Origin of the sequence: Sphingomonas parva (ex Maeng et al. 2020), assembly GCF_004564275.1 — a bacterium.
GTDB lineage: Bacteria > Pseudomonadota > Alphaproteobacteria > Sphingomonadales > Sphingomonadaceae > Allosphingosinicella > Allosphingosinicella parva.
Genome location: NZ_SPDV01000005.1, coordinates 42,119 through 68,653 on the forward strand (window position 1 = coordinate 42,119; position 26,535 = coordinate 68,653).

26 protein-coding genes are annotated in these 26,535 nt (G+C 69.1%); 18 read left to right on the forward strand and 8 right to left on the reverse strand.

What is annotated here, in order from left to right:
* Position 1: 1 nt before the first annotated feature.
* The 3 genes from E2493_RS03865 to E2493_RS03875 form a co-directional block, all read right to left on the reverse strand.
* On the reverse strand, positions 2-1,972 hold the full coding sequence (locus tag E2493_RS03865) for a TonB-dependent receptor family protein (protein ID WP_135083917.1): 1,971 nt from the start codon (positions 1,970-1,972) through the stop codon (positions 2-4).
* Positions 1,973-2,038: 66 nt separating this feature from the next.
* Positions 2,039-2,461 (reverse strand): hypothetical protein, encoded by a 423-nt coding sequence (locus E2493_RS03870; RefSeq protein WP_135083919.1) that lies wholly within the window; start codon positions 2,459-2,461, stop codon positions 2,039-2,041.
* Between the two features lie 327 nt (positions 2,462-2,788).
* The gene (locus E2493_RS03875; RefSeq protein ID WP_135083921.1) at positions 2,789-3,193 is read right to left on the reverse strand and encodes a MerR family transcriptional regulator; all 405 of its coding nucleotides are present in this window, start codon (positions 3,191-3,193) and stop codon (positions 2,789-2,791) included.
* A 47-nt stretch (positions 3,194-3,240) separates the two neighbouring features.
* On the opposite strand from E2493_RS03875, the gene E2493_RS03880 reads away from it, so the two are divergent.
* The 5 genes from E2493_RS03880 to E2493_RS03900 all read left to right on the forward strand — a co-directional run bounded on the left by E2493_RS03880 (position 3,241) and on the right by E2493_RS03900 (position 7,415).
* A complete protein-coding gene (locus tag E2493_RS03880) occupies positions 3,241-4,023 on the forward strand; it encodes a glutaredoxin family protein (protein WP_135083923.1) in 783 nt (260 codons plus the stop codon).
* Positions 4,024-4,063: 40 nt separating this feature from the next.
* A complete protein-coding gene (locus E2493_RS03885; protein ID WP_135083925.1) occupies positions 4,064-4,417 on the forward strand; it encodes a hypothetical protein in 354 nt (117 codons plus the stop codon).
* 31 nt (positions 4,418-4,448) lie between these two features.
* Positions 4,449-4,688 (forward strand): hypothetical protein, encoded by a 240-nt coding sequence (locus E2493_RS03890; protein WP_135083927.1) that lies wholly within the window; start codon positions 4,449-4,451, stop codon positions 4,686-4,688.
* 79 nt (positions 4,689-4,767) lie between these two features.
* Positions 4,768-6,471: a copper resistance system multicopper oxidase gene (locus E2493_RS03895; protein WP_225421130.1), complete on the forward strand. Its 1,704-nt coding sequence runs from the start codon at positions 4,768-4,770 to the stop codon at positions 6,469-6,471.
* The gene (locus E2493_RS03900; protein WP_135083929.1) at positions 6,468-7,415 is read left to right on the forward strand and encodes a copper resistance protein B; all 948 of its coding nucleotides are present in this window, start codon (positions 6,468-6,470) and stop codon (positions 7,413-7,415) included. The genes E2493_RS03895 and E2493_RS03900 overlap by 4 nt, the downstream gene beginning before the upstream one ends.
* 19 nt (positions 7,416-7,434) lie before the next feature.
* On the opposite strand, the gene E2493_RS03905 is transcribed toward E2493_RS03900, so the two are convergent.
* The gene (locus tag E2493_RS03905) at positions 7,435-8,664 is read right to left on the reverse strand and encodes an MFS transporter (RefSeq protein WP_135083979.1); all 1,230 of its coding nucleotides are present in this window, start codon (positions 8,662-8,664) and stop codon (positions 7,435-7,437) included.
* Positions 8,665-8,870: 206 nt separating this feature from the next.
* Between E2493_RS03905 and E2493_RS03910 the strand changes: the two genes are divergently transcribed.
* Positions 8,871-9,296: a DoxX family protein gene (locus tag E2493_RS03910; protein ID WP_135083931.1), complete on the forward strand. Its 426-nt coding sequence runs from the start codon at positions 8,871-8,873 to the stop codon at positions 9,294-9,296.
* Between the two features lie 22 nt (positions 9,297-9,318).
* On the opposite strand, the gene E2493_RS03915 is transcribed toward E2493_RS03910, so the two are convergent.
* Together E2493_RS03915 and E2493_RS03920 are read right to left on the reverse strand one after the other, a co-directional pair.
* Positions 9,319-10,686 (reverse strand): PQQ-dependent sugar dehydrogenase, encoded by a 1,368-nt coding sequence (locus tag E2493_RS03915; RefSeq protein ID WP_135083933.1) that lies wholly within the window; start codon positions 10,684-10,686, stop codon positions 9,319-9,321.
* Positions 10,683-11,111, reverse strand: a complete 429-nt coding sequence (locus E2493_RS03920) for a DUF2231 domain-containing protein (protein WP_135083935.1) — start codon at positions 11,109-11,111, stop codon at positions 10,683-10,685. Before E2493_RS03920 ends, E2493_RS03915 begins: the two co-directional genes overlap by 4 nt.
* 218 nt (positions 11,112-11,329) lie before the next feature.
* Between E2493_RS03920 and E2493_RS03925 the strand changes: the two genes are divergently transcribed.
* Entirely contained in the window at positions 11,330-11,797 is a 468-nt protein-coding gene (locus E2493_RS03925; RefSeq protein WP_167737373.1) for a DUF3833 family protein, read from the forward strand.
* A gap of 34 nt (positions 11,798-11,831) precedes the next feature.
* Here the strand turns inward: E2493_RS03925 and E2493_RS03930 are convergent, their stop codons facing one another.
* Together E2493_RS03930 and E2493_RS03935 are read right to left on the reverse strand one after the other, a co-directional pair.
* On the reverse strand, positions 11,832-12,242 hold the full coding sequence (locus tag E2493_RS03930) for a flagellar basal body protein (protein WP_404828288.1): 411 nt from the start codon (positions 12,240-12,242) through the stop codon (positions 11,832-11,834).
* Between the two features lie 20 nt (positions 12,243-12,262).
* Entirely contained in the window at positions 12,263-14,974 is a 2,712-nt protein-coding gene (locus E2493_RS03935; RefSeq protein ID WP_135083939.1) for an autotransporter outer membrane beta-barrel domain-containing protein, read from the reverse strand.
* A 105-nt stretch (positions 14,975-15,079) separates the two neighbouring features.
* Here E2493_RS03935 and fliG point away from each other — a divergent pair, with 105 nt between their 5' ends.
* The 11 genes from fliG to E2493_RS21055 all read left to right on the forward strand — a co-directional run bounded on the left by fliG (position 15,080) and on the right by E2493_RS21055 (position 26,438).
* Positions 15,080-16,111: a flagellar motor switch protein FliG gene (fliG, locus tag E2493_RS03940; protein ID WP_135083983.1), complete on the forward strand. Its 1,032-nt coding sequence runs from the start codon at positions 15,080-15,082 to the stop codon at positions 16,109-16,111.
* A 19-nt stretch (positions 16,112-16,130) separates the two neighbouring features.
* Positions 16,131-16,787, forward strand: a complete 657-nt coding sequence (locus tag E2493_RS03945; protein WP_135083941.1) for a FliH/SctL family protein — start codon at positions 16,131-16,133, stop codon at positions 16,785-16,787.
* A gap of 80 nt (positions 16,788-16,867) precedes the next feature.
* Positions 16,868-17,929, forward strand: coding sequence for a glycosyltransferase family 2 protein (locus tag E2493_RS03950; RefSeq protein ID WP_135083943.1), 1,062 nt, complete (start codon positions 16,868-16,870; stop codon positions 17,927-17,929).
* Positions 17,930-18,100: 171 nt separating this feature from the next.
* Positions 18,101-19,177: a glycosyltransferase family 2 protein gene (locus E2493_RS03955; protein WP_135083945.1), complete on the forward strand. Its 1,077-nt coding sequence runs from the start codon at positions 18,101-18,103 to the stop codon at positions 19,175-19,177.
* Between the two features lie 110 nt (positions 19,178-19,287).
* On the forward strand, positions 19,288-20,328 hold the full coding sequence (locus tag E2493_RS03960; RefSeq protein WP_135083947.1) for a Gfo/Idh/MocA family protein: 1,041 nt from the start codon (positions 19,288-19,290) through the stop codon (positions 20,326-20,328).
* A gap of 4 nt (positions 20,329-20,332) precedes the next feature.
* Positions 20,333-21,349, forward strand: coding sequence for an NAD-dependent epimerase/dehydratase family protein (locus tag E2493_RS03965; RefSeq protein ID WP_135083949.1), 1,017 nt, complete (start codon positions 20,333-20,335; stop codon positions 21,347-21,349).
* A complete protein-coding gene (locus tag E2493_RS03970) occupies positions 21,346-22,503 on the forward strand; it encodes a DegT/DnrJ/EryC1/StrS family aminotransferase (protein ID WP_135083951.1) in 1,158 nt (385 codons plus the stop codon). Before E2493_RS03965 ends, E2493_RS03970 begins: the two co-directional genes overlap by 4 nt.
* Entirely contained in the window at positions 22,503-22,991 is a 489-nt protein-coding gene (locus tag E2493_RS22215) for an acyltransferase (protein ID WP_135083953.1), read from the forward strand. The genes E2493_RS03970 and E2493_RS22215 overlap by 1 nt, the downstream gene beginning before the upstream one ends.
* Positions 22,988-24,118: a DegT/DnrJ/EryC1/StrS family aminotransferase gene (locus tag E2493_RS03980; RefSeq protein WP_135083955.1), complete on the forward strand. Its 1,131-nt coding sequence runs from the start codon at positions 22,988-22,990 to the stop codon at positions 24,116-24,118. The genes E2493_RS22215 and E2493_RS03980 overlap by 4 nt, the downstream gene beginning before the upstream one ends.
* Positions 24,115-25,704 carry a glycosyltransferase gene (locus E2493_RS21050; protein ID WP_167737374.1) on the forward strand — a complete coding sequence of 530 codons (1,590 nt, stop codon included), beginning with the start codon at positions 24,115-24,117 and terminating at the stop codon, positions 25,702-25,704. The genes E2493_RS03980 and E2493_RS21050 overlap by 4 nt, the downstream gene beginning before the upstream one ends.
* Positions 25,705-25,814: 110 nt before the next feature.
* Positions 25,815-26,438, forward strand: coding sequence for an acyltransferase (locus tag E2493_RS21055; protein WP_167737375.1), 624 nt, complete (start codon positions 25,815-25,817; stop codon positions 26,436-26,438).
* Positions 26,439-26,535 lie beyond the last annotated feature (97 nt).

Consider the following 26,535-nt stretch of genomic DNA (forward strand, 5'->3'; position numbering starts at 1 on the left):
CTCAGAAGCGCGCCCGCACGCCGGCGAAGGCGGCGCGGCGTTCGACCGGGTAGAAGATCGCGGCCGCCGCATCCGCCTTCACGACGGCAGAGATGTCCCCTACCGCCTTGCGGTTCCCGAGGTTGCGGGCGTCGAGGAACAACGTCAGGCCGTCGCGCAGCGCCGCCTCGGCGGTGAGCCCGAGCAGCGCATCGCCGCCCAGCTTCAGCGTGTTGGCGTAATCGGCCCAGGGGCCTTCAGGTACCCATTCCAGGGTGGGCGCGACGTGGAAACCGTCGCCGCCCAGGCGAAGCTCGGCGCGGTACAGGTGCCGCGGGATCACCGGAAGCCGGTTCTCGCCGAATTGCCGGTCGTCGCGGAAGCGGAAGTCGTTCAGCTGATAGGCCTGACGGAGCCGCGCCCAGGATGCCAGATGGAGGGTCAGCGCCGCCTCGATGCCCTGATGAAGGGTGCGGTCCGCGTTGAAGGTCGAGGCGGGTATGTCCGGCCCAACGGTGAACTGCAGCATCTCGCCGCGCAGGCGCGCGCGGTAGAGGCTGAGATCGAACGTGGCGATCCCGATGCGGCCACGCCCGCCGACTTCGGCGGTATGCGCGCGCTGCGCCTCGACCGGCACGAAGCTCGCCACCTGGGCAAGCTCGATGAAGCCGGGCAGCTCGTGCGAACGGCTGTAATTGGCGTAGAATTGCAGATTCCCGCGCGGGTCCCAGAGCAGGCCGAGACGCGGCGAGAACTGGCCGAACTCGGCGCGTGCCCGAACGCCGGTGGGGACGAGCTGGTGCTGCGCACGCATGCCATCGGTGTAGATGCCGCCGGCGATCAGGCTCACCGCTCCGATGCGATAGCGCGCCTCGGCGTAGACGTCGATCGTGCGGGCCTCCTGATCGGCCTGGAAGGTGAGCGCGCCGCGCTTCCCGTTCAGATTGACGGAGCGGCGCGAATCGACGGTGCCGAACCGGGCCGTGCCGCCCGTGACGAGGGCGAGCGGCCCCAGCTCCCACGCGAGCCGCGAATAGGCCCCGTAATCGGTGGACTGCTGGTCGACGACCTGGAAGATCGGATGATGAAGCGCCTTGGCGTTGAGGAAGGCGCCGACATCGACGACCGTGCCGCCGATCGTGAACGTGGTCCGGTTCTGGAGCCGCAGCGACTCGATGTCCCGCGCCTGATCTCCGGCGAAAATTCCCGTCTTCGGACGGGTGCGGACGACCGCGAGCGGCAAAGCGCCTGGCAGGGCCTGATCGATCGTCTGAGCACTGGCGTAGAAGCGTGTCTCCACCAACGGCGTGAGCCTCAGCCCGACGTTCCCGTGAAAGCGCAGCGAGTGCCGCTGCGCATGCTCGCGCTCGCCGTCCGAACGATCGGCGCTCAGGGCGAACCAGGCGTCGCCACGCGAATCGGCATAGCCGGCGGAGGCAAGCGCCCGCACGGTATCGAAGCTGCCGCCATCGAGCCGGGCGGTCACGCCCGGGCTGCTCCGGCCGGTGGGCGTCACGCCGTTGATCGCGCCGCCGAGGGTGGAGCCGCCAAAGCGGAGGCCGCTGGCGCCGCGATACACCTCGATGTGGTGCAGCACGGCCGGATCGAGCTCCTGGAAATCGCCGTTATCGTCGGCGAGATTGATCGGAATCCCATCCTGGAGGAGCGTCAGCCCACGCATGTGGAAACCGCGGCTGAGGCCGGACCCGCGGATCGAGAGCCGCACTTCCTGACCGAAACGCGGCTGAGCGTAGACGCCCGGCGAGAAAGCGAGCGCGTCGCGCAACGACACGGCGGCGCGGTCCCGATAGTCTTCGGCGGTGACGAGATCGGCACCGCCGGGGCGCTGCGCGACCTCCCTGTCGGCATCGACCATGCGTTCGCCGGTGACGAGAATGGGCTCGTCGTCCGGCGCGCGGGTCTGCGCTGCCGCCGGATGGCCGGCGGCGACAAGCGCGCCCAGAGACGCGCCTGCTGCAAAAATAAGCTTCATGATGTCCTTCCCTGGATCGCATACGCCGCCGAGCGGCGGCGGGCGCCGCGCGAGCGGCGTCGAGGATCAGGACAGGAGGGGCGGTCCAGTGGAGGGCGGCGGCGGCGCGGCAAGGCCGCGGCCGAGCGCTACGAAGGTTGCAGGCGAAATTGCGGCAAGCGCGAGGGCGGGCGGCGCGAGCGGCAGCGGAAGATCGGCACCCAGCCAGGGCGCGGCGACGGCGGCGAAAGCGCAGGGTTGATCGGGAGGCGGAGGATCCTTGCCCTTGTCGCCGCCATGGCCGGCATGGGCCGAGACGGCCTGGCCGTCGTGGTGGGGGAGTTCGAGCGCCGGCTGCGGTGCCCGACCGCCGCACAGCTCCAGCCGCACTCCGTGGGCGCCGAACACCGGCATCCAACCCGCGGGCACAAGCACCCTCAGCGCGATCGCGAGGCCGAGCAGCCAGACGAGCACGTGGCGATCACCGAGGTTGCGCGGGAGGGCGGGCACGGCGCGATCATAGCGCAAGGCACCCGAAGAATGAAGGCGAGCAAGCGGCTCAGCGCGTCCTGCCGATGAAGGGGCCTGATCGACACGGGTCCGGGGAACCGCCGCCGCCACCTTCTGTTGGCGGCGCATGCCCACGCCGCCGATCACCCGCCGGTACGGATGATGGCCTGGTCGAGGCGCGATCGTCGCGCCGGCCAGCGCGCGCGGGCTCGATGGCGAGGCCGACGAGCGCGTGGAGCTCCATTGCCGCCACAGCGAGATGGTCAACGATCCCGAAGCGCTCAGCGCGATCGTGCGGCTGCTCGGGCGCTGAGCGGCGGCCGTCCTTCAGATCTCGAACGACGCGAGGATCGGGCACGGCCCTTTCGTCCCCGCGCGGCACTCGCGCGCCAGCCGCTCGAGCACGTCGCGGGCGCGCTGCAGCTCGGCGATCCGCTCGTCGAGCGCCTCGATGCGGCGGCGCGCCATCTCCCGGGCGCGGCTCCGATCCTCGCCCGCGTCGAGCGCGAGCAACTCGCGGATCTCCTCGAGCGTGAAGCCGGCCGCCTGCGCCTGGCGGATGAAGCGCAGCCTTCGCAGGTCCTCCGAACCATAGCGGCGAATGCCGCCGTCGCGCGTTGGCGTATCGAGCAGGCCCTTGCGCTGGTAGAAACGGATCGTCTCCACGCCGACTCCGCCGGCTGCGGCAAGCCTGGCGATGGTCAGCGACTGGGCCTCTTGACTCTGTACCATGGTACGGAAGGTATAGGGGATCCGACTCGTTCACAAGGAGACGTGCAATGTCGGACATCAGCCATCGTCCGCAGGTGCCGGGCAAAGCATTGCTGTACCGCATGGTCATGCCGCACCACATCTGCCCCTACGGCCTCAAGGCGAAGGACCTGCTGAAGCGATCCGGCTACCAGGTCGAGGATCACCACCTCGCCACCCGCGAGGAGACCGACGCGTTCAAGGCGAAGCACGATGTCGCGACGACCCCGCAGATCTTCATCGCGAAGGAGCGGATCGGCGGCTATGACGATCTCCGCCGCTTCCTCGGCAAGCGGGTGGCCGATCCGAAGGCGACCAGCTACCGGCCGGTGATCGCCTTGTTCGCGATGACGGCCCTGCTGGCCCTGGCCGCGAGCTACGCGGTCTCAGGCGACGCGCTGACCGTTCGCGCCGCCGAGTGGTTCATCAGCTTCTCGATGGTCGTGCTGGCGCTGCTCAAGCTCCAGAACGTCGAAACGTTCGCGACGATGTTCCTGAACTACGACCTGCTGGCGCGGCGCTGGGTGCCTTATGGCTATGTCTATCCGTTCGCCGAAGGCCTGGCGGGTGTGCTGATGACGGCCGGCGTCCTCACCTGGCTCTCGGTGCCGATCGCCCTCGTCATCGGCACGATCGGCGCGGTCTCGGTGTTCAAGGCCGTGTATCTCGACAAGCGCGAGCTCAAATGCGCGTGCGTCGGCGGATCGAGCAACGTGCCGCTCGGCTTCGTCTCGCTGACCGAGAATCTGATGATGATCGCCATGGCCGTATGGATGGCGCTCGGCCCCGTCGGCGCCGGCCATGCGCTCTAGCCCGCTGGCGATCAGCGGCCGAAAGCCCTATCTGGCCGGAATGGCTGCTCTCCTGTCCCGGCTGCTGATCCTGCTGGCAGTGCTCGTCGCGCCGTTGACCATGGCCGGGCACGCGGCAGCGATGGCGTCCCCGCCTGCGCCGCAGGCGACCGTCGTGCATCACCGCGCGGCGGAGATGGCGGCGGAGCATTGCGCCGGGGCGAGCGACGAGCGCCCGAAGGATCGGCCCGGGCAGGCTTTCGACTGCGCAATCGCCTGCGCCGCGCTGCCCGCGATGCCGGCGCGCGTCGCCGAGATCTCCCGCATGCCTGCGCCGCTCGACCCGCCGGCCCCCGCCTGCGCGCCCAGAGGCCTCCACCCCGAAGCGGCGACGCCCCCTCCCCGCATCTCCTGAAGAAGAACCCCTTTCTTTCAGGAGACACGACATGAAGACGATGATGGCTGCGGTCGCGCTCGCGATCGCTCTCCCCGCCGCTGCGCACGCCCAGCCGGCCAACCCCGGCGAGAAGCACGAGCATGCGGACGGCAAGGACTGCTGCTGCAAAAGCGAAAAGAAGATGCCCTGCTGCGAGAAGATGCACGGCAAGCATGAGGAAGGCGCCGCCGATCCGCATGCCGGCCACGACATGAGCGGCCACCAGGGCCACCAGCAGCCCCAAAACTGACACCGAGGGAGGCGGGGGACACGCTCCGCCTCCCGCTTCCGCCGCCGCGGGCCGAGACCCGGCGGCGCATGAGGACGACATGATTCACCAGCTCATGCAGCGACGTACGCTGCTGCGCGGGGCGGGCCTGATCGGCGCCGCCGCCGGAATGAACGCGCTGTTGCCGGCCTGGGCCCGGAGCGGAAGCCCGGGCCTCGCGGCCAAGGGCTCCGCGACGCTCGGCGGCAACGACATCAGGCTGATCGTCGACCGCACCATGCTCGGCGTCGACGGCAGGGCAGGACACGCGGTGGCGATCAACGGCACCGTTCCCGCGCCGCTCCTGCGCCTGCGCGAGGGAGAGCGGGTCCGGCTGACGGTCGACAACCGCCTCGACGAGCCGACCTCGATCCACTGGCACGGCCTGCTCGTCCCCTTCGAGATGGACGGCGTGCCGGGCGTCAGCTTCCCCGGCATCGCGCCACGGTCCAGCTTCAGCTACGAATTCGTGCTGAAGCAGGCCGGCACCTATTGGTACCACAGCCATTCGGGCCTGCAGGAGCAGATCGGCCATTACGGACCGCTGATCATCGATCCCGCGGGTGCCGATCCGATCGCGTACGATCGCGAGCACGTCCTCGTCCTTTCGGACTGGACCTTCCTCCACCCGCACACGCTGTTCACGCGCCTCAAGCAGGAAGCGGGCTTCTGGAATCGGCAGAAGACGACACTCGCCGGCCGTGACGGGACCGATCGGATGTCCGACGAGGACCGCCGCATGTTCGCCCGGATGCGGATGGACCCCACCGACATCGCCGACGTCACCGCCGCCGCCTATACCTACCTCCTCAACGGCCACAGCCCCGGAGAGAACTGGACCGGCCTGTTCCGGCCCGGCGAACGGGTTCGCCTCCGCATCGTCAATGCGGCGGCCCAGACGATCTTCAATCTGCGCGTCCCCGGCCTGCGCCTCACCGTGGTCGCCACCGACGGAATCCCGGTGCGTCCGGTCGAGGTCGACGAGCTGCAGATCGGCAATGCCGAGACCTACGATCTGATCGTCGCACCGGACGACCGCGCCTACAGCATCGTCGCCGAGACGATCGACCGCTCCGGCATGGCCGTCGCGACGCTCGCGCCGCGCCTCGGCCTGCGCGCCGCAGTGCCGCCGCTCCGTCCGCGGCCGACGCTGGGCATGAAGGACATGGGCATGGGCGGCATGGACCATGCGGCGAGGGGCCACGGCGCCATGGACATGCGCGACGAGGCTCGGGTCCAATTCCCCGTCGGCCCGGGAGTCGACATGATCGCGCCGATGCCGGCGGACCGCACCGGCGATCCCGGTATCGGGCTCGACCAAGTCGGTCACCGGGTGCTCACCTATCGCGATCTGGTCGCCCTGGAGCCGCGACAGGATCGTCGCGCGCCGACGCGCCGGATCGACATCCACCTGACCGGCAACATGGAGCGGTTCATGTGGTCGATGGACGGCGCGCAATTGAGCGAGAGCCCGGAACCCTATCGCTTCGCCCGGAACGAGCGCGTGCGCCTGCGGCTGATCAACGACACGATGATGACTCACCCCATGCATCTGCACGGCCACTTCTTCGAGATCGTCAACGGCCAGGGCGACCTCCAGCCGCTGAAGCACACGATACGCGTCCTGCCCGGCGGCTATGTCGACCTCGATCTGACCGCCGATGCGCCGGGAGATTGGGCCTTCCACTGCCACCTTCTCTACCACATGCACGCCGGCATGATGCGGGTGGTGACGGTCCGGCCGCTCGACGGAGACGCCGCATGACCCGCTTTCTGATCGCGCTTCTCGCGGCGGGCGCCGCCGCGCCGGCGCTCGCCCAGCATGCCGGCCATTCGGCGGCCGCCGAGGCCCCGCCGGTCGAGGCGCATCAAGACCACGCCGCAGCCGATCCGGCCTGCCCGCCCGAGCATGCCGCGATGGGCCATTGCACCCCCGCGACTCCCCACGGCGCCGCGACGCAGGCGCCGCCGATCGGCCCGGCCCCTGCAGAGGCGATGGCCGGACCCGAGCATGCCGCCGATGCCGTGTGGGACAGAGCGGCGATGGGCGCCTCCCGCGAGACCTTGCGGCGCGAGCACGGCGACATGCCGGTCTCCAAGGTGATGATCGACCGGCTCGAATGGCAGGGCCGGCGCGGCGAGAACGGCTATGCCTGGGACATGGATGCCTGGCATGGCGGCGACGTCGACAAATTGTGGCTGAAGAGCGAGGGGGAAGGCGGCTCCCGGCTCGAGCACGGCGAGGTGCAGGCGTTGTGGAGCCACGCGATCGATCCGTGGTTCGATCTGCAGCTCGGCCTCCGCCAGGATTTCGGCAGCGGACCCGACCGCAGCTGGCTGGCGGCCGGCGTCGAGGGTCTCGCGCCTTATTGGTTCGAGATCGACGCCGCCGTCTTCGTCTCGAGCAAGGGCGAGGTCGTGGCGCGGGCGGAAGCGGAATACGACCTGCGCATCACCCAGCGGCTGATCCTCCAGCCGCGCGCCGAGCTGAACCTTTCGGCGCAGGAGTCCGCGGCGCTGCGCCTCGGCGCCGGCCTCAGCAAGGCGGCGCTCGGCCTCCGCCTCCGCTACGAGCTGGACCGCCGCTTCGCCCCTTATGCCGGCGTCGAATATGAAAGGGCGTTCGGCGATACGGCGGATTTCCGCCGCGCGGCCGGAGAGAGACGGGGCGGGTGGAACGTCCTGATGGGCGTGCGGGCCTGGTTCTGACCGTCCCGCGCACCGGCCGTCAGCGCTCCGGCCGCGTCTCCGGCATCCGCCACAGCACCGGCAGCACGGCCAGGGCGACCGCGGCAATCATCACGCCCGGAACAGCCGGCCAGCCGCTGTGGTCGAGCAGGCGCTGCGCGACATAGGGCGCGAGGCCGCCGAAGATCGCCGTCGCCGCGGTCGCCCCCAGGGCGAGTCCGCTGAGCCGTCCTTCGCCCGGGAATTGCTCGGCGGTCGCGACCGCGCCGACGGCGCTGACGCCGCCCCCGAGCGCGGCGAGGGCGAGGATGCCGAGCCAGATCTGCGCCGGCGATCCTGCGCCCATCCAGACGAACATCAGGATCGGCAGCGATGCCGCGGCGACGCATAGGACGATCAGCACCGGCCTGCGGCCCACCCTGTCGGATAGGGCCCCGACCAGCGGCGTGATCGCGATCACCACCAGCGCCGCGACCGTCGAAAGCCACAGGGCCTGTCCTTCGCCGAGGCCCCCGGCGGCGATCAGGAACGCCGGCGCGTAGGTGATGCCGACATAATAAGTGATCGATCCGAGCGCGGAGATGGCGAAGCCGCGCGCCACGGCCGTCCGGTAGCGCGCGGCGACATGGCGCAGCGGCGCGGCCGGCACCGTCCCGCGCGCCCGCTGGCGCTCGAACTCGGGCGATTCCTCCATGGTCGACCGGGCGATCCAGACGGCAGCCGCAAGCGCCGATCCGACCAGGAACGGGATCCGCCAGCCCCAGCTCTCGAGCGCGGCGCCGTCCAGCGCGGCCACGGTCGCGGCCGAGATACCGACGGCGAGCAGCGCGCCGAGCTCGCTCGCCATGGCCGCAAGCGAGGTCACCAGGCCGCGCCGCGCGGTCGGTGCACCCTCGAGCAGATAGGCGACGACGCCGGTATATTCGCCGCCGACCGAGAAGGCCATGAAGCAGCGGAGCAGGAGCAGCAAGCCGCCGGCGAGCGGACCGATGTCGGCGCGGGTCGGGAGCAGCGCCGTAGCGAGCATCGCCGCGCTCATCATCGCCATCGACAGGAGCATCACCCGTCGCCTTCCGAACCGGTCACCGAAGCTGCCGAACACGGCCGCTCCAAACGGGCGCATCAGATAGGCGGCGGCGAAGCCGGCCAGGGTCACCGCCACCGATCCCTCGCCCCCGCCGAAGAAGATCCTGGCGAGCACGGTCACGAAATAGAGATAGAGGGTGAAATCGTACCATTCGACGATCGTCGAAAAGGCCGCGACGGCCATCGACGCCCGTGATAACCCGGCCTGGCGTGTGTCCTCGGTCAAGCCTCGCCCTCCCCTGCCGGCGCAGCCAAGCATGAAAGGGGACGCTCGGCCAGCGCCGATTGCCCGGCGCGGCTCCGGGCCCTCGCCGGCCCCTTTCGCGCGTCGGGAACCATTCCGGCAGCGACACGTCTACGGACCGGCGGCGACGCATTTCGGAGGTCCCAATGCTCGACCAGGTGGGTATCGCGCGCAGGTCTCCCTACGCGCTGGCGCTGCTGCGCATCGTCTCGGGCCTGATCTTCCTCGAGCACGGCACCCAGAAGTTCCTCGGCTTTCCGGCCGGCAAGGCTTCGGGCGCCGGCTGGGCGCTCGACAATCCCGGCGCCTTCGCCGGGATCTTCGAGCTGACCTGCGGGCTGCTGATCACGATCGGGCTGTTCACCCGCCCGGCCGCCTTCCTCGCCTCCGGAACGATGGCGGTCGCTTATTGGTATGCGCACGCCCCGCAGACCTTCTTTCCGGTGAACAACGGCGGGGACGCCGCGATCCTCTACTGCTTCGTGTTCCTGTACCTCGTGTTCGCCGGACCGGGCGTGTGGAGCCTCGACGAGGTGCGGTCGCGGACGAGCGCCACGGGACCGGCGGCCTGACCGGCGCGCGCCACAATCTCCCTCAATAAGGGGTGGCGCTCGGGTGATCGCCCTCGGGGACCGGCGCGCCGGCCCGGGACGGCGCTTCCGCGACCGGCGCCTGGCGGGGCGGCGCGATCCGCCAGATGGTGTTCGAAAGATCGTCCGCGACGATCAGCGCGCCGCGCGGATCCACGGTGACGCCGACCGGACGGCCGCGGGTCTTGCCGTCGCTGCCCCGGAAGCCGGTGACGAAATCGATCGGCTGGCCGGCCGGACGGCCGCCGCGGAACGGCACGAAGACCACCTTGTAGCCGGACGGCTTGCTGCGGTTCCAGCTGCCGTGCTCGCCGACGAAGACGCCGTCGGCGAAGCGTGCGCCCATCACCGGGCTGGAGAAAGCGACGCCGAGGGCGGCGACGTGCGGCCCCAGGCTGTAGTCCGGCCGGATCGCCGACGCGACCTTGGCCGCATCCTGCGGCTGCGCCCGCGTATCGACGTGCTGGCCCCAATAGCTGAACGGCCAGCCGTAGAAGCCGCCGTCGCGCACCGAGGTGAGATAGTCGGGGACGAGGTTTGGGCCGAGCTCGTCGCGCTCGTTCACCACCGCCCAGAGCCGGCCGGTGCCCGGCTGGATGGCGAGCGCGGTCGGATTGCGGATGCCGGTGGCGAACGGCCGGTGCGCGCCGGTCGCGGCATCGATCTGCCAGATCATCGCGCGATCGACCTCCGCGGCCATGCCGCGCTCGGTGATGTTGCTGTTCGAGCCGATGCCGACATAGAGGAAGCGGCCGTCGGGACTGGCGGCCAGCGACTTCGTCCAATGATGGTTGATCTGCGACGGCAGGTCGGTGACCTTGACCGGGGGACCGCTCGCCCGCGTTTGTCCGTCGGCATAAGCGAAGCGCACCAGCGCATCCTGGTTGGCGACGTAGAGCTGGCCGTTCACCAGCGCCAGTCCGTACGGAGCGTTGAGGTTTTCCGCGAAGACGGTGCGGCCCTCGTAGACGCCGTCGCCGTTCGCGTCGCGCAGCAGGGTGAGGCGGTTGCCGCTCTTCACGGACGTGGTGCCCTTGGCCTTGATCACGCCGGCGATGAGATCCTTCGGCCGCAGCGGCGGCGCGCCGCCGCCGCGACCCTCGGCGACGAGGATGTCTCCGTTCGCGAGGACGAGGGTCTGGCGCGGGATGCCGAGCCCGGTGGCGATGGCGGTGATCGTATAGCCTTGCGGCACGACCGGCCGCTGATCACCCCAGGGCGCGGGATCGGCGATCTTCATGCTCGGGACGAGGCCGCGCTCCTGCTCGGGGAGGTTCGGATTGGCGCCATATTGCTCGGGCGCGGGATCGCTGCCGCAGGCGGTGAGAAGGGCGGCCGCCGCAGCGGCGGAGAGGAGGACGGTCCGGTTCATTTCGTCGCTCCCACGCGAAGGCTCGAGAAGCCGATCCAGACGATTGCGATCGCCAGGACGGTGACGATCACGGACAGGATCAGGCCCTGCGGCATCGTTCCGAAGGCGTCGCGCGCGTGAACGAACGAGTTGATCAGCCCGAGCACGAAGACGACCAGCAGGAGGAGGAAGGAGAGCAGCGGCCAGCCTCGCCGCGGCCGCGCGCGGACGAGGCCGATCAGCGCGCCGAGCAGCGCGAAGCCGGTGAAGACCATCGCCCCGGCGATCAGCCAGGCGGCGAAATTGATCCATTGGATCTGATAGTTGGACGAATAGGCAAGGTCGCTGAGCAGCCCGCCGACGAACAGCGGCAATGCGCCGGCCGTGAGGAACGCCTGCAGCGGGTGGATCGGCCTGTGCGGTCTTCGTTCGGCTTGCGTGGCCACGGCGCGTCCTTCCCTTGCCCGTGCGGCCGCCCGCCGCGATCCGGCCCGGCCGATCGCATCGAAGCGCCCGCGCCTGCCGCAAAAGCGCAGCAGTGCAGGCTGGAGAATGCGAGGGCGCGGGGCTTGTTCCGAAGCGTTCGCGGCCGATCCGCGGCTTTGCTATAGGCTGGCTCGGGCCGGCGGACCTGCAGCCGCCGGCCGTTCCGGAGGTGCCTCTCGTGTCGGTTCCCGTTCTCCTCGCCCTGCTCCTCGCGGGGCCCGCCGCCGGATCGGCGCTCGAACGCTTCTTCACTGGGACCACCGAAGGCGCCGGAACGGTGGACGTGATCGCCTCGCGTCCGCACGCCATGCGCGACCGCGCCCGCGGCCGGATCGACGCCGAGGGCGCGCTCGTCCTCGATCAGATCGTCGAAGAGGCGGGCAAGCCCGTCCGGCGGCGCGCGTGGCGGCTGCTGCGCTCCGGCGGCAACCGCATCACCGGCACGATCAGCGACGTGAACGGCCCGGTCAGCGGCGAAATCGCCGGCGACACCCTCCACCTGCGCTACCGCATGAAGGAGGGGCCGAGCGTCGAGCAGTGGATCACGCTGGATCCGGGGGGACGCAGCGCCCGCAACCGGATGACCTTCCGCCGTTTCGGGCTGAAGGTCGCGACCGTCCAATCGACGATCCGCAAGCTCGACTGACGCGTCGCGCGAGGGCGCGACGGCGCGGGGACGCTTAGCGCGTCGCCGTCTTCATCAGCAGCAGCTGCTTCTTGTAGAGGCTGGTCAGCGCCGTGAAATCGGCCTGGACCTGACCCATCTTGAGCAATTGCTCCTCGAGCGTGACGTTGTTGCCGTCCGGCTTCGTCTCCATCGTGTCCTTGTCCAGGATCACGCCGTTGGCACCGCTCGTCGGCCTGGCGCCGAGCGCGGCCATGCCGCCACTGATCGTCACGCGCGGACGCACGACGCGCGGGCCGCCCTCCATCGCACCGAGCATCTGGCTGAAGTCCGGCGCCTCGACCTCCCGGGCCTTGAAGCCGGGAGTCTCGCTGTTGGCGATGTTCTGCGCGATCACCTTCTGGCGACCGGACATGTGCTGCATCGCCTGCTCGATGCCCTTGAACAAATTCGGGGTTCCGCCGATTCCGCTCACGTCTATTCCCCTTAGAGACCGGTATAAGTGTTGGGACCGCTGAGGCGCGCCAGCGCGTCCTGGTACATGGCGAGCTGCTTCTGCTGATAAGGCGTTCCGCCGCTTCCCGAGGTCGCGCCGTCGACCATCGCGGCCTTGGCGTCGCTCCAGTAGAGCGAGCGGAAGGCGCTCTGCGTCATCGAGATCGCCGATTTGATCCGGGTCAGAGCGTGGCCCGCGTCGGTGCTGGAGGTGAGCTTCAGCGCATCGCTGAGCAGCAGGCTGAAATTGCCGCCCGGCTTAACCTTCGGCGCCTTCTCGTCGGGGATGACCGACGCGGCGAGCAGGCCTGGCTCGATGCCGAGCCTGGCGAGCGCATCCTTGCCCTCCGGGCCGGCGATCAGGCCGATCGAGTGGCCGGCCTTGGCCTCGATGCGGAGCAGCTTGCCGTCGCCGCTGATCGGATTGGTCACCGTCACATTGGTGCCGGCGAGCTTGCGGATGCGATCCGACAGGGTCACCAGCGTGTCCGTGGCGAGGATGGTGATCTTCTTCTCGGTGCCGCCATCGACCTTGAACGAGAATTCGTCGCCGGCACGAAGGCCGGTGGAGGCGACCAAGGTGGCCGAGCTCACCGGATTGAGCGTGCCGCGATGGAAGCCGAGCGCGCCGACGATGCCGGCGCCGCCCGTGGCCGCAGAGACCCGCACCGGCTCGGTGCGGAGCGTCGCATAGCCGAACTGGCGGACCGTTTCGATCGCGCCGCTGGCGCTGTCGATCCGCGCGACGAAGCCGTCGGTCGGCCCGCGCCGCGCCTGGCCGTCGAGCGAGCCGGTGGTGCGGCCGCCGGCATAGATGTCGCCGCCCATGAAGGTGATGCTGTCGATCTCGTCGAGCGCACCGGTCGCGACGTAGGAGATGCTGGCGCCGGTGAGGCCGGCGTCGATCCGCGCCACGAAGCCGTCGCGGCTGCCGCCGACGGCGTTGACCTGGGTGCCGGTGAGCGCCGCGTTGGTGGCGCCGCCGACCGCGATCTCGCCCGTCGCGGAGACGGCGAGCGCGCGGGCATCGGCCGAGCCGAGGCTGATCGCGCCGAGATCGGTGGCGAGCGCGGTGGAATCGAGCTTGCGCACCTTGGCGATGCCGCTCTCGCGCGTCAGGGCGAGCAATTCTCCGCCAGCGCCGAACGCCAGCGCGGTCACGCCGTCGGTGCCGCCGCTGTCGATCGTGCGCCGCTCCTGCAGCGCGCCGGTCGAGGAGAGGCGGGCGACGAACGCGTCGCCGCCGCCGGTGCTGCTCTTGCCGCCGACGAAGATCGATCCGTCGGCGCGGACGGCGACCGACGTCGCCTCCTGGTCGCCGAAGCTGCGCACGGTGGTGGCGAAGGTCTCGTCGCCGCTGGCATTGAACTTCATCACCACCATGTCGGAATCGGTGCCGGTGGTGCCGCCGAACGGCCCGGCGACGGTTCCCGCGACGACCACGTCGCCGTTCGCGGCGACCGTGACCGCGGCGCCCTGGGCCTCGGTCGCGGCGCCGAGCGTGCGCTGCCAGAGCAATTTGCCTTCGCTGTCCACCTTGGTGAGGAACAGGTCCTCGGAGCCGGACAGGCGGTTGTCGCCGAGATCGCCGGCGGCGGTGCCGACGACATAGCTGTTGCCCTGGGCATCGGTGGTGATCGCCCGCGCGACGGTGTTGCCGTAGACGGTGGCGACCTTGTCCGGCGTGGTCGAGGCGGCCTTGGCGAGCTCGGTCGCGTCGGTGTCGACGGCGGCGATCGTGCCGCCGGTCTTCTGGGTGATGGCGCCGGCGGGATCGTCGAAGCGCAGGATCCGGGTGGCGGACGGCGCATCGAGCGCCGTGTGGCCGGTGGCGACCATCAGGGCGTCGGGCGCCCCGACCTGATCGAGCGCGACCTGCTCGAAGCTCGGCGCGCTCAGCGCCATGCGCCATTTGTCGCCGCTCTTCTCGACCAGGAACTTGGCATTGTATTTCGGTATCGGATCGCCGTTCGCGTCGGTCGCGATGGTGCCGTCGGTGCGGCGCATCGGCACGGTGGCGATCGCGGCGTTGAGCGCCTGCGTCACGCTGTCCAGCGTCGGCGGCTGCGGGGTCGAGGCGAGGTTGACCGTCACCGTATCGGTGACGCCGTATTTGGTCAGCTTGATCTCGAGCGTCTCGCTGCCGGTGATGCCCGGAATGGCATCGGTCCGGGCCGCGACGAGGCCCGTCCCGGCCGTGCCGGTGGAGGCGGTGGCGGCGAGCTTCACGCTCTCGGCGCGGCGCGCCATCTCGCCGAACGCCAGCTTCACCTCTTTCGACGGCGCCTCGGCGAGGAAGCCCTGAAGGTCCTCGAGCCCCTTGGAGAAGGCGATCTGCAGCAGGTCGCGGCTCGCGTCGGTCGCGCCCTTGGCAGCGCCGGCCTCGGCCAGGATGCGCAGCCGATCGAGCGCCTTGTAGGCGAGGAAGGTCGTCTGGACGTCCTCGGGAAGCCTGGACTCCTTGAGCGTCGGCTTGTCGATGATCGTCGCCATGTTGCGGATGGCGGTCACCTGGCTGCTGATCGGCAAACGCGACGGCTTCTCCTGCCACGGCGCGACCGCGGCAGGGGTGGTGAACTGCGCCTTGGCGCGGCGCACGGCGGCGGATTCGAAGGCGATTCCGGACGACATCAGGCCGAACACGCTCGTGTTCCCGCTGAGCACCGAAAGGCCGATCAGCCCGTTCGAAAAATTCAACGCCATCTGTTTACCAAACCCCGCGCATCCGCTGCACTCGTTCTATATTAGACGGGTGGAGAGCCGCCGACGCGCGCGGCCGGCCCTTTTTTGGAGTTAGCTGTGACCGCGATGACCGCGATGCCCCTGGCCGAACCGCCCGAGCTCAAGAAATTCTCCGGCATCCAGCGTGCTGCGATGCTGATGCTCGCGCTGGGCAAGGAGCACGGCGCCGCGATCTGGGACCAGCTCAGCACCGACGAGATCAAGGAGCTTTCGGCGACGATCGCCCAGCTCGGCCGCGTCCCGGCCAACGTCGTCGAGCATCTCCTGATCCAGTTTTCCGGCGAAGTCTCGTCGATGGCGTCGCTGCACGGCTCCTACGAGACGACCGAGCGCCTGCTGCAGGGCATCCTTCCCGACGACAAGGTGAAGGACATCATGCAGGACATCCGCGGCCCCTCCGGCCGCACGATGTGGGACAAATTGTCGAACGTGAACGAGACGGTGCTCGCCGCCTATCTCAAGAACGAATATCCGCAGACCGTCGCCGTGATCCTGAGCAAGCTCAGCTCCGACCATGCCGCGCGCGTGCTCTCCGAGCTTCCCCAGGAGCTCGGCACCGACGTGATCATGCGCATGCTGCGCATGGACACCGTGCAGAAGGAGGTGATCCAGGAGGTCGAGCAGACCCTGCGCACCGAATTCATGTCGAACCTGTCGCGCTCGCAGCGGCGCGATCCGCACGAGAGCATGGCCGAGATCTTCAACGCGCTGGACCGTGCCAGCGAGGAAGCGATGCTGGCGGCGCTGGACGAGCGGGCGCCGGAATCGGCCGAGCGCATCCGCGCGCTGATGTTCACTTTCGACGATCTCGCCAACCTGCTGCCGGCGGCGATCTCCGCGATCGTCCGCAGCGCCGACAAGCGCGAGATGGCGCTGGCGCTGAAGGGTGCGCCGGAGCCGATGAAGCAGCTCTTCTTCTCGACCATGACCGAGCGCGCCGCCAAGCTGCTGCGCGAGGAGATGGCCGCGATGGGCCCTGTCCGCGCCCGCGACTGCGAGGAAGCGCAATCGGCGATGGTCCGCCTCGCCAAGTCGCTCGCCGATCGCGGCGAGATCATGCTCGTCGATCCGAAGAGCGACGACGGTCTGATCTATTAAGCGCAGCACGGGGGAAGAGATGGCCAGCGCGTCGCACATCAAGCCGTTCGCCTTCGAGCGCGTCTTCGCCCAGGCGCCGGCGATCGCCGACGCCCGGCCCGATCCGCTGCAGCTGCAGGCGGAGGCCGAGAGCCTTCGCGCGCAGATCGAGCGGCTGGAGCTGGAGCGCGAGATGGCGCTCTCCCAGGCGCGGCAGGACGGCTATGAGGCCGGCCTCGCCTTCGCCCGCAGCGAGCGCGAGGCGGCGATGCTCGCCGCGGTGGACGCGCTACAGGCGGGTGTCGAGCAGATTGCCGAGGAGGTGGACGCCGCCGTCGCCAAGACCACGGCCGAGGCCGCCGAGCTCGCGCTGGCGGCGGCGGACCTGATCGCCGGGCGGGCGCTTGCCGCGGCACCGGTCGAGACGATCGACGCCGCGCTCGGCCGCGTGCTCGAGCAGCTCGGGCGCAATCCCAAGCTTCAGATCCGCGTCCACACCAGCCTGGTCGAGGAGATGGAGCGGATGATCGCGGCCCGCCAGGCCGGCGACCGCCGCCGGATGTTCCTTCACGTCGCCGGAGACGACACGCTGGCGCTCGGCGATACCTTGATCACCTGGGACGGCGGCGGACTGCGGCTCGAGGCCGAGGCGCGCCGCGACGCGGTGCGCGAGGAGCTCGACGGCCTGCTCGGCTGAGGCGACGCGCGGCGCCCCGCAGGGGCACCAGCATCCACAAGACCAACGGGCCGCCCGGCCTCGATCCTGGAGTGAGGCCGATGACCCGACTGGCGCTGGTGATGATCGTCCGCAACGAGGCGCGCAGCCTCGCCCGCTGCCTGGAGAGCGTCCGGGGCGTCGTCGACAGGATCATCGTGCTCGACACCGGATCGACCGATGCGACCGTCGAGATCGCCAGGAGCCTCGGCGCCGAGGTCCACCATGCCCCCTGGCCGAACGACTTCGCCGCCGCCCGCAATGCCGCGCTTGACCTGTCGGACGCCGACTGGAACCTGATCCTCGACGGCGACGAATGGCTGCAGGGCGGCGCGGAGGCGCTCGCCCTGCTGCCGCCCCTGGGCGGCGGCACCCCGGCCTTCGTCGGATGCGGGCGGATCGCCGAGGCCGACAGCTCCGGCGACATGCGAGTCTTTGCCGCGCGCCTGCTGCCGCGCGGCGTCCGCTTCGCCGGCCGCGTGCACGAGCAGCCGGCGACCGATCTGCCGCAAGCCCTGCTGCCGCTGACCATCGGCCATGACGGCTATGCGCCGGCGCAGCTCGCCGCCAAGCAGGGCCGCAACGAGGCCCTGCTCCGCGCCGGCATCGCCGAGAGGCCGGACGATCCGCTGCTCCATTATCACCTCGGGCGGCAGCATTATATCGAGGGGCGGCATGGCGAGGCGGCGGACAGCTTCGTCGCCGCCAACCGGCTTGCCGCGCCCGATTTGCCGATCCGGCTCTCGCTGGTGGTCTATACGATCGTCGCGCTCCGCCTCGCCGGACGGTTCGAGGAGGCCCTCGCGCTGGTCGATGCCGAGCAGGACAATTGGGAGCACGCGCCGGACTTCTTCTACGCCGTCGCCGAGCTTTACCTCGAATGGGCCTATCGCAATCCCGAGACGGCACGCGACGAGCTGCTGCCGGTGGTCGAATGCGCCTGGCTGAAGTGCCTGCAGATCGGCGAGAAGCCGGAACTGACCGGCTCGATCGAGGGCATCGGCAGCTGGCGCGCCGCCGAGAAGCTCGCCCATCTCTACGCGGCGCTCGGGCTTGACGGCGAGGCCGGCCGCTACGCCGCGATGAGCCGCGACATGCGCGCGGGCGCGAAGGTCGCCGCCTGAGCCGGACGAGACTGCGCGCGAGCCTTTGGACTCGCTCTTCTGCGCCCCCGCGACGTCCCGCGACGGAACACCGTCTATAATGGGTAAAGAGGGCGGCCGTGACCTGCCGCACCGCTTGGCGACGTGCCGCGGCGGACCGCGCCTCGGGCAGAGTTTGGGAGTGTGGGTTCGATGACTCGATTGGCGCTGGTGATGATCGTCAAGAACGAGGAACGCAGCCTGGCGCGGTGCCTCGAGAGCGTTCGCAAGCACGTCGACAAGATCATCATCCTCGACACCGGTTCGACCGATCGGACGATCGAGATCGCGCAGAGCTTCGGCGCCGAGATCCATCATTGGGAATGGCAGGACGATTTCGCGGCCGCGCGCAACGCGGCGCTCGCCCATTCCGACGCGACCTGGAACCTGATCCTCGACGCCGACGAGTGGCTCGAGTCCGGCGCCGAGGCGCTTTCCGCCAAGAACCTGCCGCCGCTCCGCGTGCGCGTCCCGAACTTCGTCGGCTGCGTCCGCCTGACCAATGCCCGTCGCTCGGAAGACGATCCCGACAAGCGCATCTTCCTGCCGCGCGTCCTGCCGCGCGGCGTCCGCTACGAGGGCCGCATCCACGAGCAGCCGGTGAGCGGCCTCCCGCGCCTGCTGCTGCCGATCGTCTTCGGTCATGACGGCTACACGGCCGAGCAGATCGAGCGCAAGAAGGGGCGCAACGAAGCGCTGCTCCGCGCCGAGCTCGAGATCAACCCCGAGGATTCCTACCTCTGGTACCAGCTCGGCCGCGAGCTCTACGTGCACGGCGAGCCCCAGGACGCGGCGGACTGCATGGTCCGCGCCTACAATCTCTGCCCGCTCGACAGCGCGGTGCGGCTGGCGATCGTCGTCTATGCCATCCTGCTGCTGCGCCGCGCCGACCGCTACCACGAGGCGCTCGCCCTGGTCGACGCCGAGCAGGACAATTGGGAGGAAGCGCCCGACTTCTTCTTCGCGGTCGCCGAGCTCTATCTCGAATGGTCGTACCTCAATCCCGAGATCGCCCGTGACCAGCTGCTGCCGGTGGTCGAGGCCGCCTGGCTCAAGTGCCTGCAGATCGGCGAGCGGCCCGGTCTCAACAGCTCGATCGAAGGCAGCGGCGGCTACCGCGCCGCCTACAATCTCGCCAATCTCTACAAGGGCCTCAGCCTCCACGAGGAGGCCGCCAAATTCGAGCAGATGAGCCTGGACCTGCGCCAGGCGATGAAGCTCGCCGCCTGATCTTCCTCTTCGGACCGCCTGATCCCAGGCGGATCGCGGGTCGCCACGTGCCGACACCCTCGCGCGCGACGACCCCCCGAGCCCCCCAACGTTAACCATGGAATGACGCGATGATGAGAATTGGTCTCTGCGGTCTGGGATATTGGGGGAAGAACCTCTTCCGCACCCTTTCCAGCAACCCGAACATCGAGCTGGCTGCCGTCGCCGACGCTAATCCGCAGACCCGCGAGAGGCTGGCGGCGTCGCACCCGACGCTGAAGCTGTTTCCCGACGCGATGGATCTGATCGCCGATCCGGACATCGACGCCGTCGTCATCGCCACCCCGGTCTCCTTCCACTACCCGCAGGCGAAGGCGGCGCTCGACCGCGGCAAGCATGTGCTGGTGGAGAAGCCGATGTGCACGACCAGCGCCGAGGCCGACGACCTGATCGCACGCGCCAAGCTCCACGGCCTGACGCTGATGACCGACCACACGTTCCTGTTCCATCCGGCGGTCCGCAAGCTGGGCGAGCTGGTCCGCTCGGGCGCGCTCGGCCAGATCAGCTATTTCGACTCCCAGCGGATCAACCTCGGGCTCTTCCAGCCGGACGTGAACGTGCTGTGGGACCTCGCGCCGCACGATCTGTCGATCATCGACTATCTGTTCGGCGAAGAGCCGGTGCACGTCGAGGCGTCGGGCTATTGCCACGTCAATCCGGGCTCTCCCGACATCGCCTATCTGACCTTCCACTACCCGAATTCGATGGTCGCGCACCTCAACCTCAGCTGGATGTCGCCGGTGAAGGTGCGGCGCATCGCGGTCGGCGGCAGCGACAAGATGGTCGTCTGGGACGATCTCGACCGCGACGAGCCGCTGAAGATCTACGACAGCGGCATCACCGCCCAGCCGCGCCAGGATCGCGAGATGATCCTGCCGAGCTACCGGATCGGAGACGTGACGTCGCCGCGCCTGGCCGGCAACGAGCCGCTCGTCGACGTGATCGAGCACTTCCGCAAGGTGATTCTCGGCGAGGCCGCTCCGATCTCCGACGGTCACCGCGGCCGCCGCGTCCTGCGCACTCTCGAGCGCGCCCAGGCCGCGCTCGACCTCAGCCTCGGGCAGGTCCAGGCGGCCATGCCCGCCGACCACTACACCATAGCCGCGGAATAAGCCGATGACCCTCATCCCAGTGAACAGCCCCTACCCCAACACGCTGGCGGGCAAGCATGTCCTCGTCACCGGCGGCGCCGGGTTCGTCGGCTCCCATATCGTCGATCAGCTGATCGCCCACGATGCCGGGACGATCACCGTCATCGACAACATGGTGCGCGGCCGGCCGGCCAATCTCACCCGCGCGCTGCAGAGCGGGCGAGTCACGCTGATCGAAGGCGACATCCGCGACAAGGCGCGGATCGACGGCCTGATCCGCGACGCCGACGTCGTGTTCCATCAGGCGGCGCTGCGCATCACCCATTGCGCCGCCGAGCCGAGCCTCGCGTTCGACGTGATGGGCCGCGCCACGTTCGACATCCTCGAGGCCTGCGTCACCCACAAGGTCGAGAAGGTGGTCGCCGCATCCTCCGCCTCGATCTACGGCCTCGCGCCCCATTTCCCGACCACCGAAGCAGCCGCGCCTTACGCGGACCGGACGCTCTACGGCGGCTTGAAGATGCTGAACGAGAGCCTGTTGCGCTCGTTCAACGACATGTACGGCCTGCGCTACGCCGCCCTGCGCTACTTCAACGTCTACGGCCCGCGCATGGACATCCACGGCAAGTACACCGAGGTGCTGATCCGCTGGATGGAACGCATCTCGGAGGGACTGCCGCCGCTGATCTTCGGCGACGGCCTGCAGACGATGGACTTCGTCGATGTCCGCGACGTGGCGCGCGCCAACATCGCCGCCGCCCTCTCGCCCGAGTCCGACCGCGTCTACAACGTCGCGATGGGCATCGAGGTCTCGCTCAAGCAGCTGGCGCAGACCCTGCTCTCGATCATGGGCCGCCCGGACCTCGAGATCGAGCACCAGCCGGCGCGGGCGATCAATCCGGTCGAGCGCCGGCTGGCCGACGTCACGCGCGCCCGCGACGAGCTCGGCTTCGAAGCGACCATCACCCTGGAGGACGGCATGCGCGACCTGGTCGACTGGTGGCGCAGCGAGCGCGAACTCGACGGGATCGCCGCGGAATGATCCCGCTGATGAAGCCCGAGATGGGGCAGGCCGAGGCGGATGCCGTCACCGCGGTGATCGCCTCGGGCTGGTTGACCCAGGGCCCGCAGGTCCTCGCCTTCGAGCAGGAATTCGCCGCCTATACGGGCGCCGATCACGCCTGCGCCGTCTCGAACTGCACGACGGCGCTTCACCTGGCGCTGCTCGCGGTCGGGGTCGGAGCGGGTGACGAGGTCATCACCGTCAGCCATAGCTTCATCGCCACCGCGAACGCCGTCCACATGTGCGGCGCGGAGCCCGTCTTCGCCGACATCGAGAATGGCGGGTACAACATCGATCCGGCGGCAATCGAGGCGCTGATCACCCCGCGCACCCGTGCGATCCTGTGCGTCCATCAGGTCGGCATGCCCTGCGACCTCGTCGCCATCGCCCGCATCGCCCGGGCGCACGGCCTCGCGCTGGTCGAGGATGCCGCCTGTGCGATCGGCTCGGAGATCCGCGTCGACGGCACCTGGCAGCGGATCGGCAAGCCGGTCGGCGACGTCGCCTGCTTCTCCTTCCATCCGCGCAAGATCCTGACCACCGGCGAAGGCGGGATGATCACCACCAACGATCCGGCGATCGACGCGAAGTGCAGGCTGCTGCGCCAGCACGGCATGAGCCTCTCCGACCTGGCGCGCCATTCGTCGCGCAAGGTGGTGATGGAGAGCTATGACGAGGCCGGCTTCAACTACCGTATGACCGATCTCCAGGCCTCGATCGGCCGGGTGCAGCTCACCCGCATCGAGGAGATCGTGTCGCGGCGACGGCAGCTCGCCGGGCGCTACGCGGAGCTCCTCGGCGCAATCCCCGGCGTCACGACGCCCGGGCAGCCCGATTGGGCCCGTTCGAACTGGCAGAGCTATACGATCGGCCTGCCGAAGGACGCCGATCGCGACCAGGTGATGCAATCGATGCTCGATGACGGCGTCTCCACCCGCCGCGCGGTGATGTCGAGCCATCTGGAGAAGCCCTGGCGCGATGCCCGACGCGGCGATCTCGCCCGCTCGGAGCGCGTCAGCGGCACGCACCTGATCCTGCCGATGTTCAGCGCGATGACCGACGAGGAGCAGGTTGCGGTGGCCGAGGCGCTCGCCCACGCTCTCGCGGCTGCGCCAGTTAGAAAGGTCGCCTGATGCCGATCGCCGAATCCGTCAAGCTCCACCCGGAAGCGGTCGTCTTCCATCCCGACCTCGTCAATCTCTACGGCTGCACCATCGGTGCGCGCTCGCGCGTCGGCACGTTCGTCGAGATCCAGCCGGACGTGGAGATCGGCGCCGACTGCAAGATCCAGTCGCACAGCTTCATCTGCTCCGGCGTGACGATCGAGGACGAGGTTTTCGTCGGCCACGGCGTGATGTTCACCAACGACCTTCACCCGGCGGCGACCAACGAGGACGGCAGCCTGCAGAGTGCCGCCGACTGGGAGATGCGGCCAACCCGCGTCTGCCGCCGTGCCTCCATAGGCAGCGGTGCGACCATCCTCCCGGTGACAATCGGCGAAGGCGCGCTGGTCGCGGCCGGCGCGGTCGTGACGCGCGACGTTCCCCCTTACGCAATCGTGGCCGGCGTTCCGGCAAAAGTCGTGGGCAGCACCCGCGCGACGAAAGGTGATTCCGAATGACCCAGCAGGCGAATGAGACGGTTCCGTTCGTGGATCTGTCGATCCAGTGGAACCAGGTCCATGACGAAGTCATGCCCGATCTCGAAAAGCTGTTCAAAGCCAGCGCCTTCTGCCTCGGGCCCTGGGCGACCGCGTTCGAGACCCAGGTCGCGGAATATCTGGGTGTCAAGCATGCCATCGCCGTCAGCAGCGGCAGCGCCGCCCTGCACGTCGCGACGATCGCCGCCGGCATCAAGCGAGGCGACAAGGTGCTCGTGCCCGCCCACACCTTCATCGGCACCATCTGGGGCCTTCTCTACGAAGGCGCGATCCCGGTGTTCTGCGACGTCGAAGAGGCGACCGGCACGATCGACCTCGACGATGCCGAACGGCGCATCGACGACGGCGTCAAGGCGATCATCCCCGTGCATCTCTACGGCCAGCCCGCCGATGTGGCCAAGCTGATGGCCTTTGCCGAACGGCACGGCCTGACGGTGATCGAGGATGTCGCGCAGGCGATCGGCGCGCGGTATCAGGGCAAGGCGCTCGGCACATTCGGATCAATGGGCTGCTTCAGCTTCTATCCGGGCAAGAACCTCGGCGGCGCCGGTGAAGGCGGTCTCGTCATCACCAATGACGACGAGAAGGCCGCGATCCTCCGGTCGCTGCGCGAGCACGGCCAGAGCCGCCGCTACGTGCACGAGCGGATCGGCTACAATTATCGCATGGACGGCATCCAGGCGCTCGTGCTCGGCCACAAGCTGAAGCGGCTCGACGACTGGACCGCGCAGCGCAAGGCGATCGCCGCGCGCTACGCCGCGGCGCTGGCCGACACGCCGCTGCGCCTGCCCGCCATCGTCCATGGCGATCACGTCTATCATCTCTACGTCGTGCGCGCCGAGCGCCGCGACGATCTGCGGGCGTTCCTCGACGAGCGGGGCGTGCAGACCGGCCTCCATTACCCGGTGCCGCTGCACCAGCAGCCCTGCCTGGCCGAGATCGTCACGCCTGCCGCCGACGGCTATCCGGTCACCACCGACTGGGCCGAGAACGGACTGTCGCTGCCGATGTTCGCGGGCATGACCGCGGCGCAGCAGGACCGCGTGATCGACGCCGTCCGGAGCCATTTCGAAGGGACGAGGCGATGACCGCCGCGGCTTCGCGCGTGAAGATCCTCTGCGTCCGGCCGAGACTCAATCCCGAGTGCGCGTCGTTCCTGAATGCGCTCGTCGACGAGTGGATGCACGCGCTCGCGTTGCACTGCGACGTCGAGATGATCGAGGAGGATTTCGATCTCATCGAAGTCTACGAGCGCGTGAAGCCCGATTTTCTGCTGTTCGACTCGGTGCATTGGGGCCGCAACCACCGGCTCAACATCGCCAACATCGACGCTTATCCCGAGCTGCCTCGCGCGCTGCTGCTGAACTGCGATCCGCACGATCCGATGCGGCCGCTGATGATGGACTCGCTTTCGACCTACGGCATCGACACGGTCTTCTGCACCGGCATCGAAGGCCCGCAGCAGATGAACGAGCTGCGGCGGTTCGACTGCTTCGTCGTGCCCAAATTCATCGATCCGGCCGTGTTCCGCGATTATGGCGAGCAGCGGACGATCCCCGTCACGATCACCAGCGCGCATCTCTTCCCGTCTTTCTATCCCTGGCGGGCGCAGGTCACGGCCGAGATCCAGCAGGTCATCCCCACCCTGCTCTATACCCATCCGGGCTATAGCGAGGGCGTGGTCAATCCGTTCGAGATCCGCGACGAGAGCTACGCCCGGACGCTGTCGCGCAGCCAGTTCTGCATCTCCGACACCACGGTGCTCGACTACGTCGTGCGCAAGCATCTCGAGAGTCCCGCCGCGGGCTCGGTGCTCGTTGCGCCCGAGTCCCGGGCGCTGAAGGACTATGGCTTCGTCGACCTCGAGAATTGCATCCTCGGCGCGCCGGGATCCGAGCTGTACGCGAAGATCTGGGCGGTCGCGGCCAACCCTGAAATCTACGAGCGGATCCGCGCCAACGGCCATGCGCTGGTCCACCGCCGCTACACCCGCCAGGCCTGGACCCACATCCTCGACTGGTTCGCCTGCCGCCGCGACCTGAAGCCGGGCCAGAAGGTCCAGCAGGACGGCGTGTTCGGCCGCTTCCGGGCCGTGCCGGACCGTGGCCACGTGCCGGCGATCGCCAGGTTCGACGTCTGGGACAACCCGATGGGGGTTCGGCTACGCGCCGCCCGCGAGGCTTTGCTGAACGACGGCGATCTCAAGTCGGCCGCCGAAGGGCTCAACGAATGCATGACCTGGATCGGCCACATCGCCGAGCCGTGGTTCATGCTCGGCCTGATCTCGTTTGCGAGCGGCGATTTCGAGACCGCCGCACAGCTCGTCGCGAAGCGGAGTGCGGCGCAGAGCAAGGCCGGCGCGAGCCTGGGCCTGCTCGATCCCTGCGAGATCGCCTGGCTGCTGCTGCTCGGTTGGTGGCTCGGCGATCGCGACCTTGTGGCGCAGGTGAACGAGGCTGCGGCGGCGACGGCGCATGTCAGCATCCGGCGCGTGCAGTGGCTGATCGACGGCGCGGCGACCATCGAAGACCTCGCGGCGGCCGGCCTCGACGGGCCCCGGCCCGGCGACTGCCTGTCGATCCACTGGCTGGGCGACGAGGATTTCGATTCCTGGACCGGGCTGATCCTGCGCGGCCGTGCCGCGCGGGAGCAGGCGACGGCGCAGGCCGCCTAGCCTCAATGACCGCTCACCAGACCGACGGACGAGGTGCGATGATGGCTTGCAGTTCGACAAATGACCTTGCCGCCCTCCTGGGGCTGGATCGCGCGGCTCTGGAGACGGCCGTGCCGGGGATCGACGCGCTGCTCGCCGACGAGCGCCTGTTCGGCTTGCTGCCGCTGATCGCGGCGAGCGCGCAGCGGGACGGCGCGCCGGTCGCCGACGCCGATCCGGCAATCCGCGCGCAGGTTCTGAAATACCACGCCACCGAGCTGATGACCGACCGGGAGCGCGCAGCGTTCCTCGGCTTGCCGGAAGGCTGCCGCATTCGGGAGCGCGCGAAGATACTGGCCCCGGAGAAGCTGGTCCTCGGCAGGAATGTCTGGATCGGCGAGGGCGCCGTGCTCGACGCCCAGGGCGGGCTGCACATCGGCGACAGCAGCCAGATCGGCCTCGGCGTCATGATCTGGAGCCACAGCAGCCACCTCCAGGCGATCCGCGGCGAAACCACGGTCGGTCGCGACAGCATCGTCTACAAGGAGACCCGGATCGGCAAGAACTGCTTCATCGGCGGCCCTTCGGTGATCGCGGCCGGCGTGACGATCGGCGACGGCGCCATGATCTCGCCCCTGACCTTCGTCGATCGCGACGTCGCCGCCGGCGAGCGGGTCAGCGCGCCCCGTTCGCTCAAGAAGCTGGAGCAGCGCATGGACGCGCTGGAGAAGCGGCTGGCCGCCCTCGCCGGCTGAGCGGAGCCACCCACCCGGCAAAAAATTCCTACCTCCGCCGCCCTCTCCTTCGCCCCGCTCCTACAATGAGGGGGCAGAGGCATCGAGCCTCTGATGG

Excerpts from the sequence above, each read along its gene's own strand:
- E2493_RS03910 (WP_135083931.1), top strand. The coding sequence starts at position 8,871 with ATGCTCGACCAGGTGGGTATCGCGCGCAGGTCTCCCTACGCGCTGGCG.
- E2493_RS03980 (WP_135083955.1), top strand. The coding sequence starts at position 22,988 with ATGACCCAGCAGGCGAATGAGACGGTTCCGTTCGTGGATCTGTCGATC.
- fliG (WP_135083983.1), top strand. The coding sequence starts at position 15,080 with ATGACCGCGATGCCCCTGGCCGAACCGCCCGAGCTCAAGAAATTCTCC.
- E2493_RS03900 (WP_135083929.1), top strand. The coding sequence starts at position 6,468 with ATGACCCGCTTTCTGATCGCGCTTCTCGCGGCGGGCGCCGCCGCGCCG.
- E2493_RS03895 (WP_225421130.1), top strand. The coding sequence starts at position 4,768 with ATGATTCACCAGCTCATGCAGCGACGTACGCTGCTGCGCGGGGCGGGC.
- E2493_RS03915 (WP_135083933.1), bottom strand. The coding sequence starts at position 10,686 with ATGAACCGGACCGTCCTCCTCTCCGCCGCTGCGGCGGCCGCCCTTCTC.
- E2493_RS03905 (WP_135083979.1), bottom strand. The coding sequence starts at position 8,664 with ATGGCCGTCGCGGCCTTTTCGACGATCGTCGAATGGTACGATTTCACC.
- E2493_RS03965 (WP_135083949.1), top strand. The coding sequence starts at position 20,333 with ATGACCCTCATCCCAGTGAACAGCCCCTACCCCAACACGCTGGCGGGC.
- E2493_RS03880 (WP_135083923.1), top strand. The coding sequence starts at position 3,241 with ATGTCGGACATCAGCCATCGTCCGCAGGTGCCGGGCAAAGCATTGCTG.
- E2493_RS03890 (WP_135083927.1), top strand. The coding sequence starts at position 4,449 with ATGAAGACGATGATGGCTGCGGTCGCGCTCGCGATCGCTCTCCCCGCC.
- E2493_RS03955 (WP_135083945.1), top strand. The coding sequence starts at position 18,101 with ATGACTCGATTGGCGCTGGTGATGATCGTCAAGAACGAGGAACGCAGC.
- E2493_RS21050 (WP_167737374.1), top strand. The coding sequence starts at position 24,115 with ATGACCGCCGCGGCTTCGCGCGTGAAGATCCTCTGCGTCCGGCCGAGA.
- E2493_RS03935 (WP_135083939.1), bottom strand. The coding sequence starts at position 14,974 with ATGGCGTTGAATTTTTCGAACGGGCTGATCGGCCTTTCGGTGCTCAGC.
- E2493_RS03875 (WP_135083921.1), bottom strand. The coding sequence starts at position 3,193 with ATGGTACAGAGTCAAGAGGCCCAGTCGCTGACCATCGCCAGGCTTGCC.
- E2493_RS03960 (WP_135083947.1), top strand. The coding sequence starts at position 19,288 with ATGATGAGAATTGGTCTCTGCGGTCTGGGATATTGGGGGAAGAACCTC.
- E2493_RS22215 (WP_135083953.1), top strand. The coding sequence starts at position 22,503 with ATGCCGATCGCCGAATCCGTCAAGCTCCACCCGGAAGCGGTCGTCTTC.
- E2493_RS03885 (WP_135083925.1), top strand. The coding sequence starts at position 4,064 with ATGGCTGCTCTCCTGTCCCGGCTGCTGATCCTGCTGGCAGTGCTCGTC.
- E2493_RS03865 (WP_135083917.1), bottom strand. The coding sequence starts at position 1,972 with ATGAAGCTTATTTTTGCAGCAGGCGCGTCTCTGGGCGCGCTTGTCGCC.
- E2493_RS03950 (WP_135083943.1), top strand. The coding sequence starts at position 16,868 with ATGACCCGACTGGCGCTGGTGATGATCGTCCGCAACGAGGCGCGCAGC.
- E2493_RS03970 (WP_135083951.1), top strand. The coding sequence starts at position 21,346 with ATGATCCCGCTGATGAAGCCCGAGATGGGGCAGGCCGAGGCGGATGCC.
- E2493_RS03945 (WP_135083941.1), top strand. The coding sequence starts at position 16,131 with ATGGCCAGCGCGTCGCACATCAAGCCGTTCGCCTTCGAGCGCGTCTTC.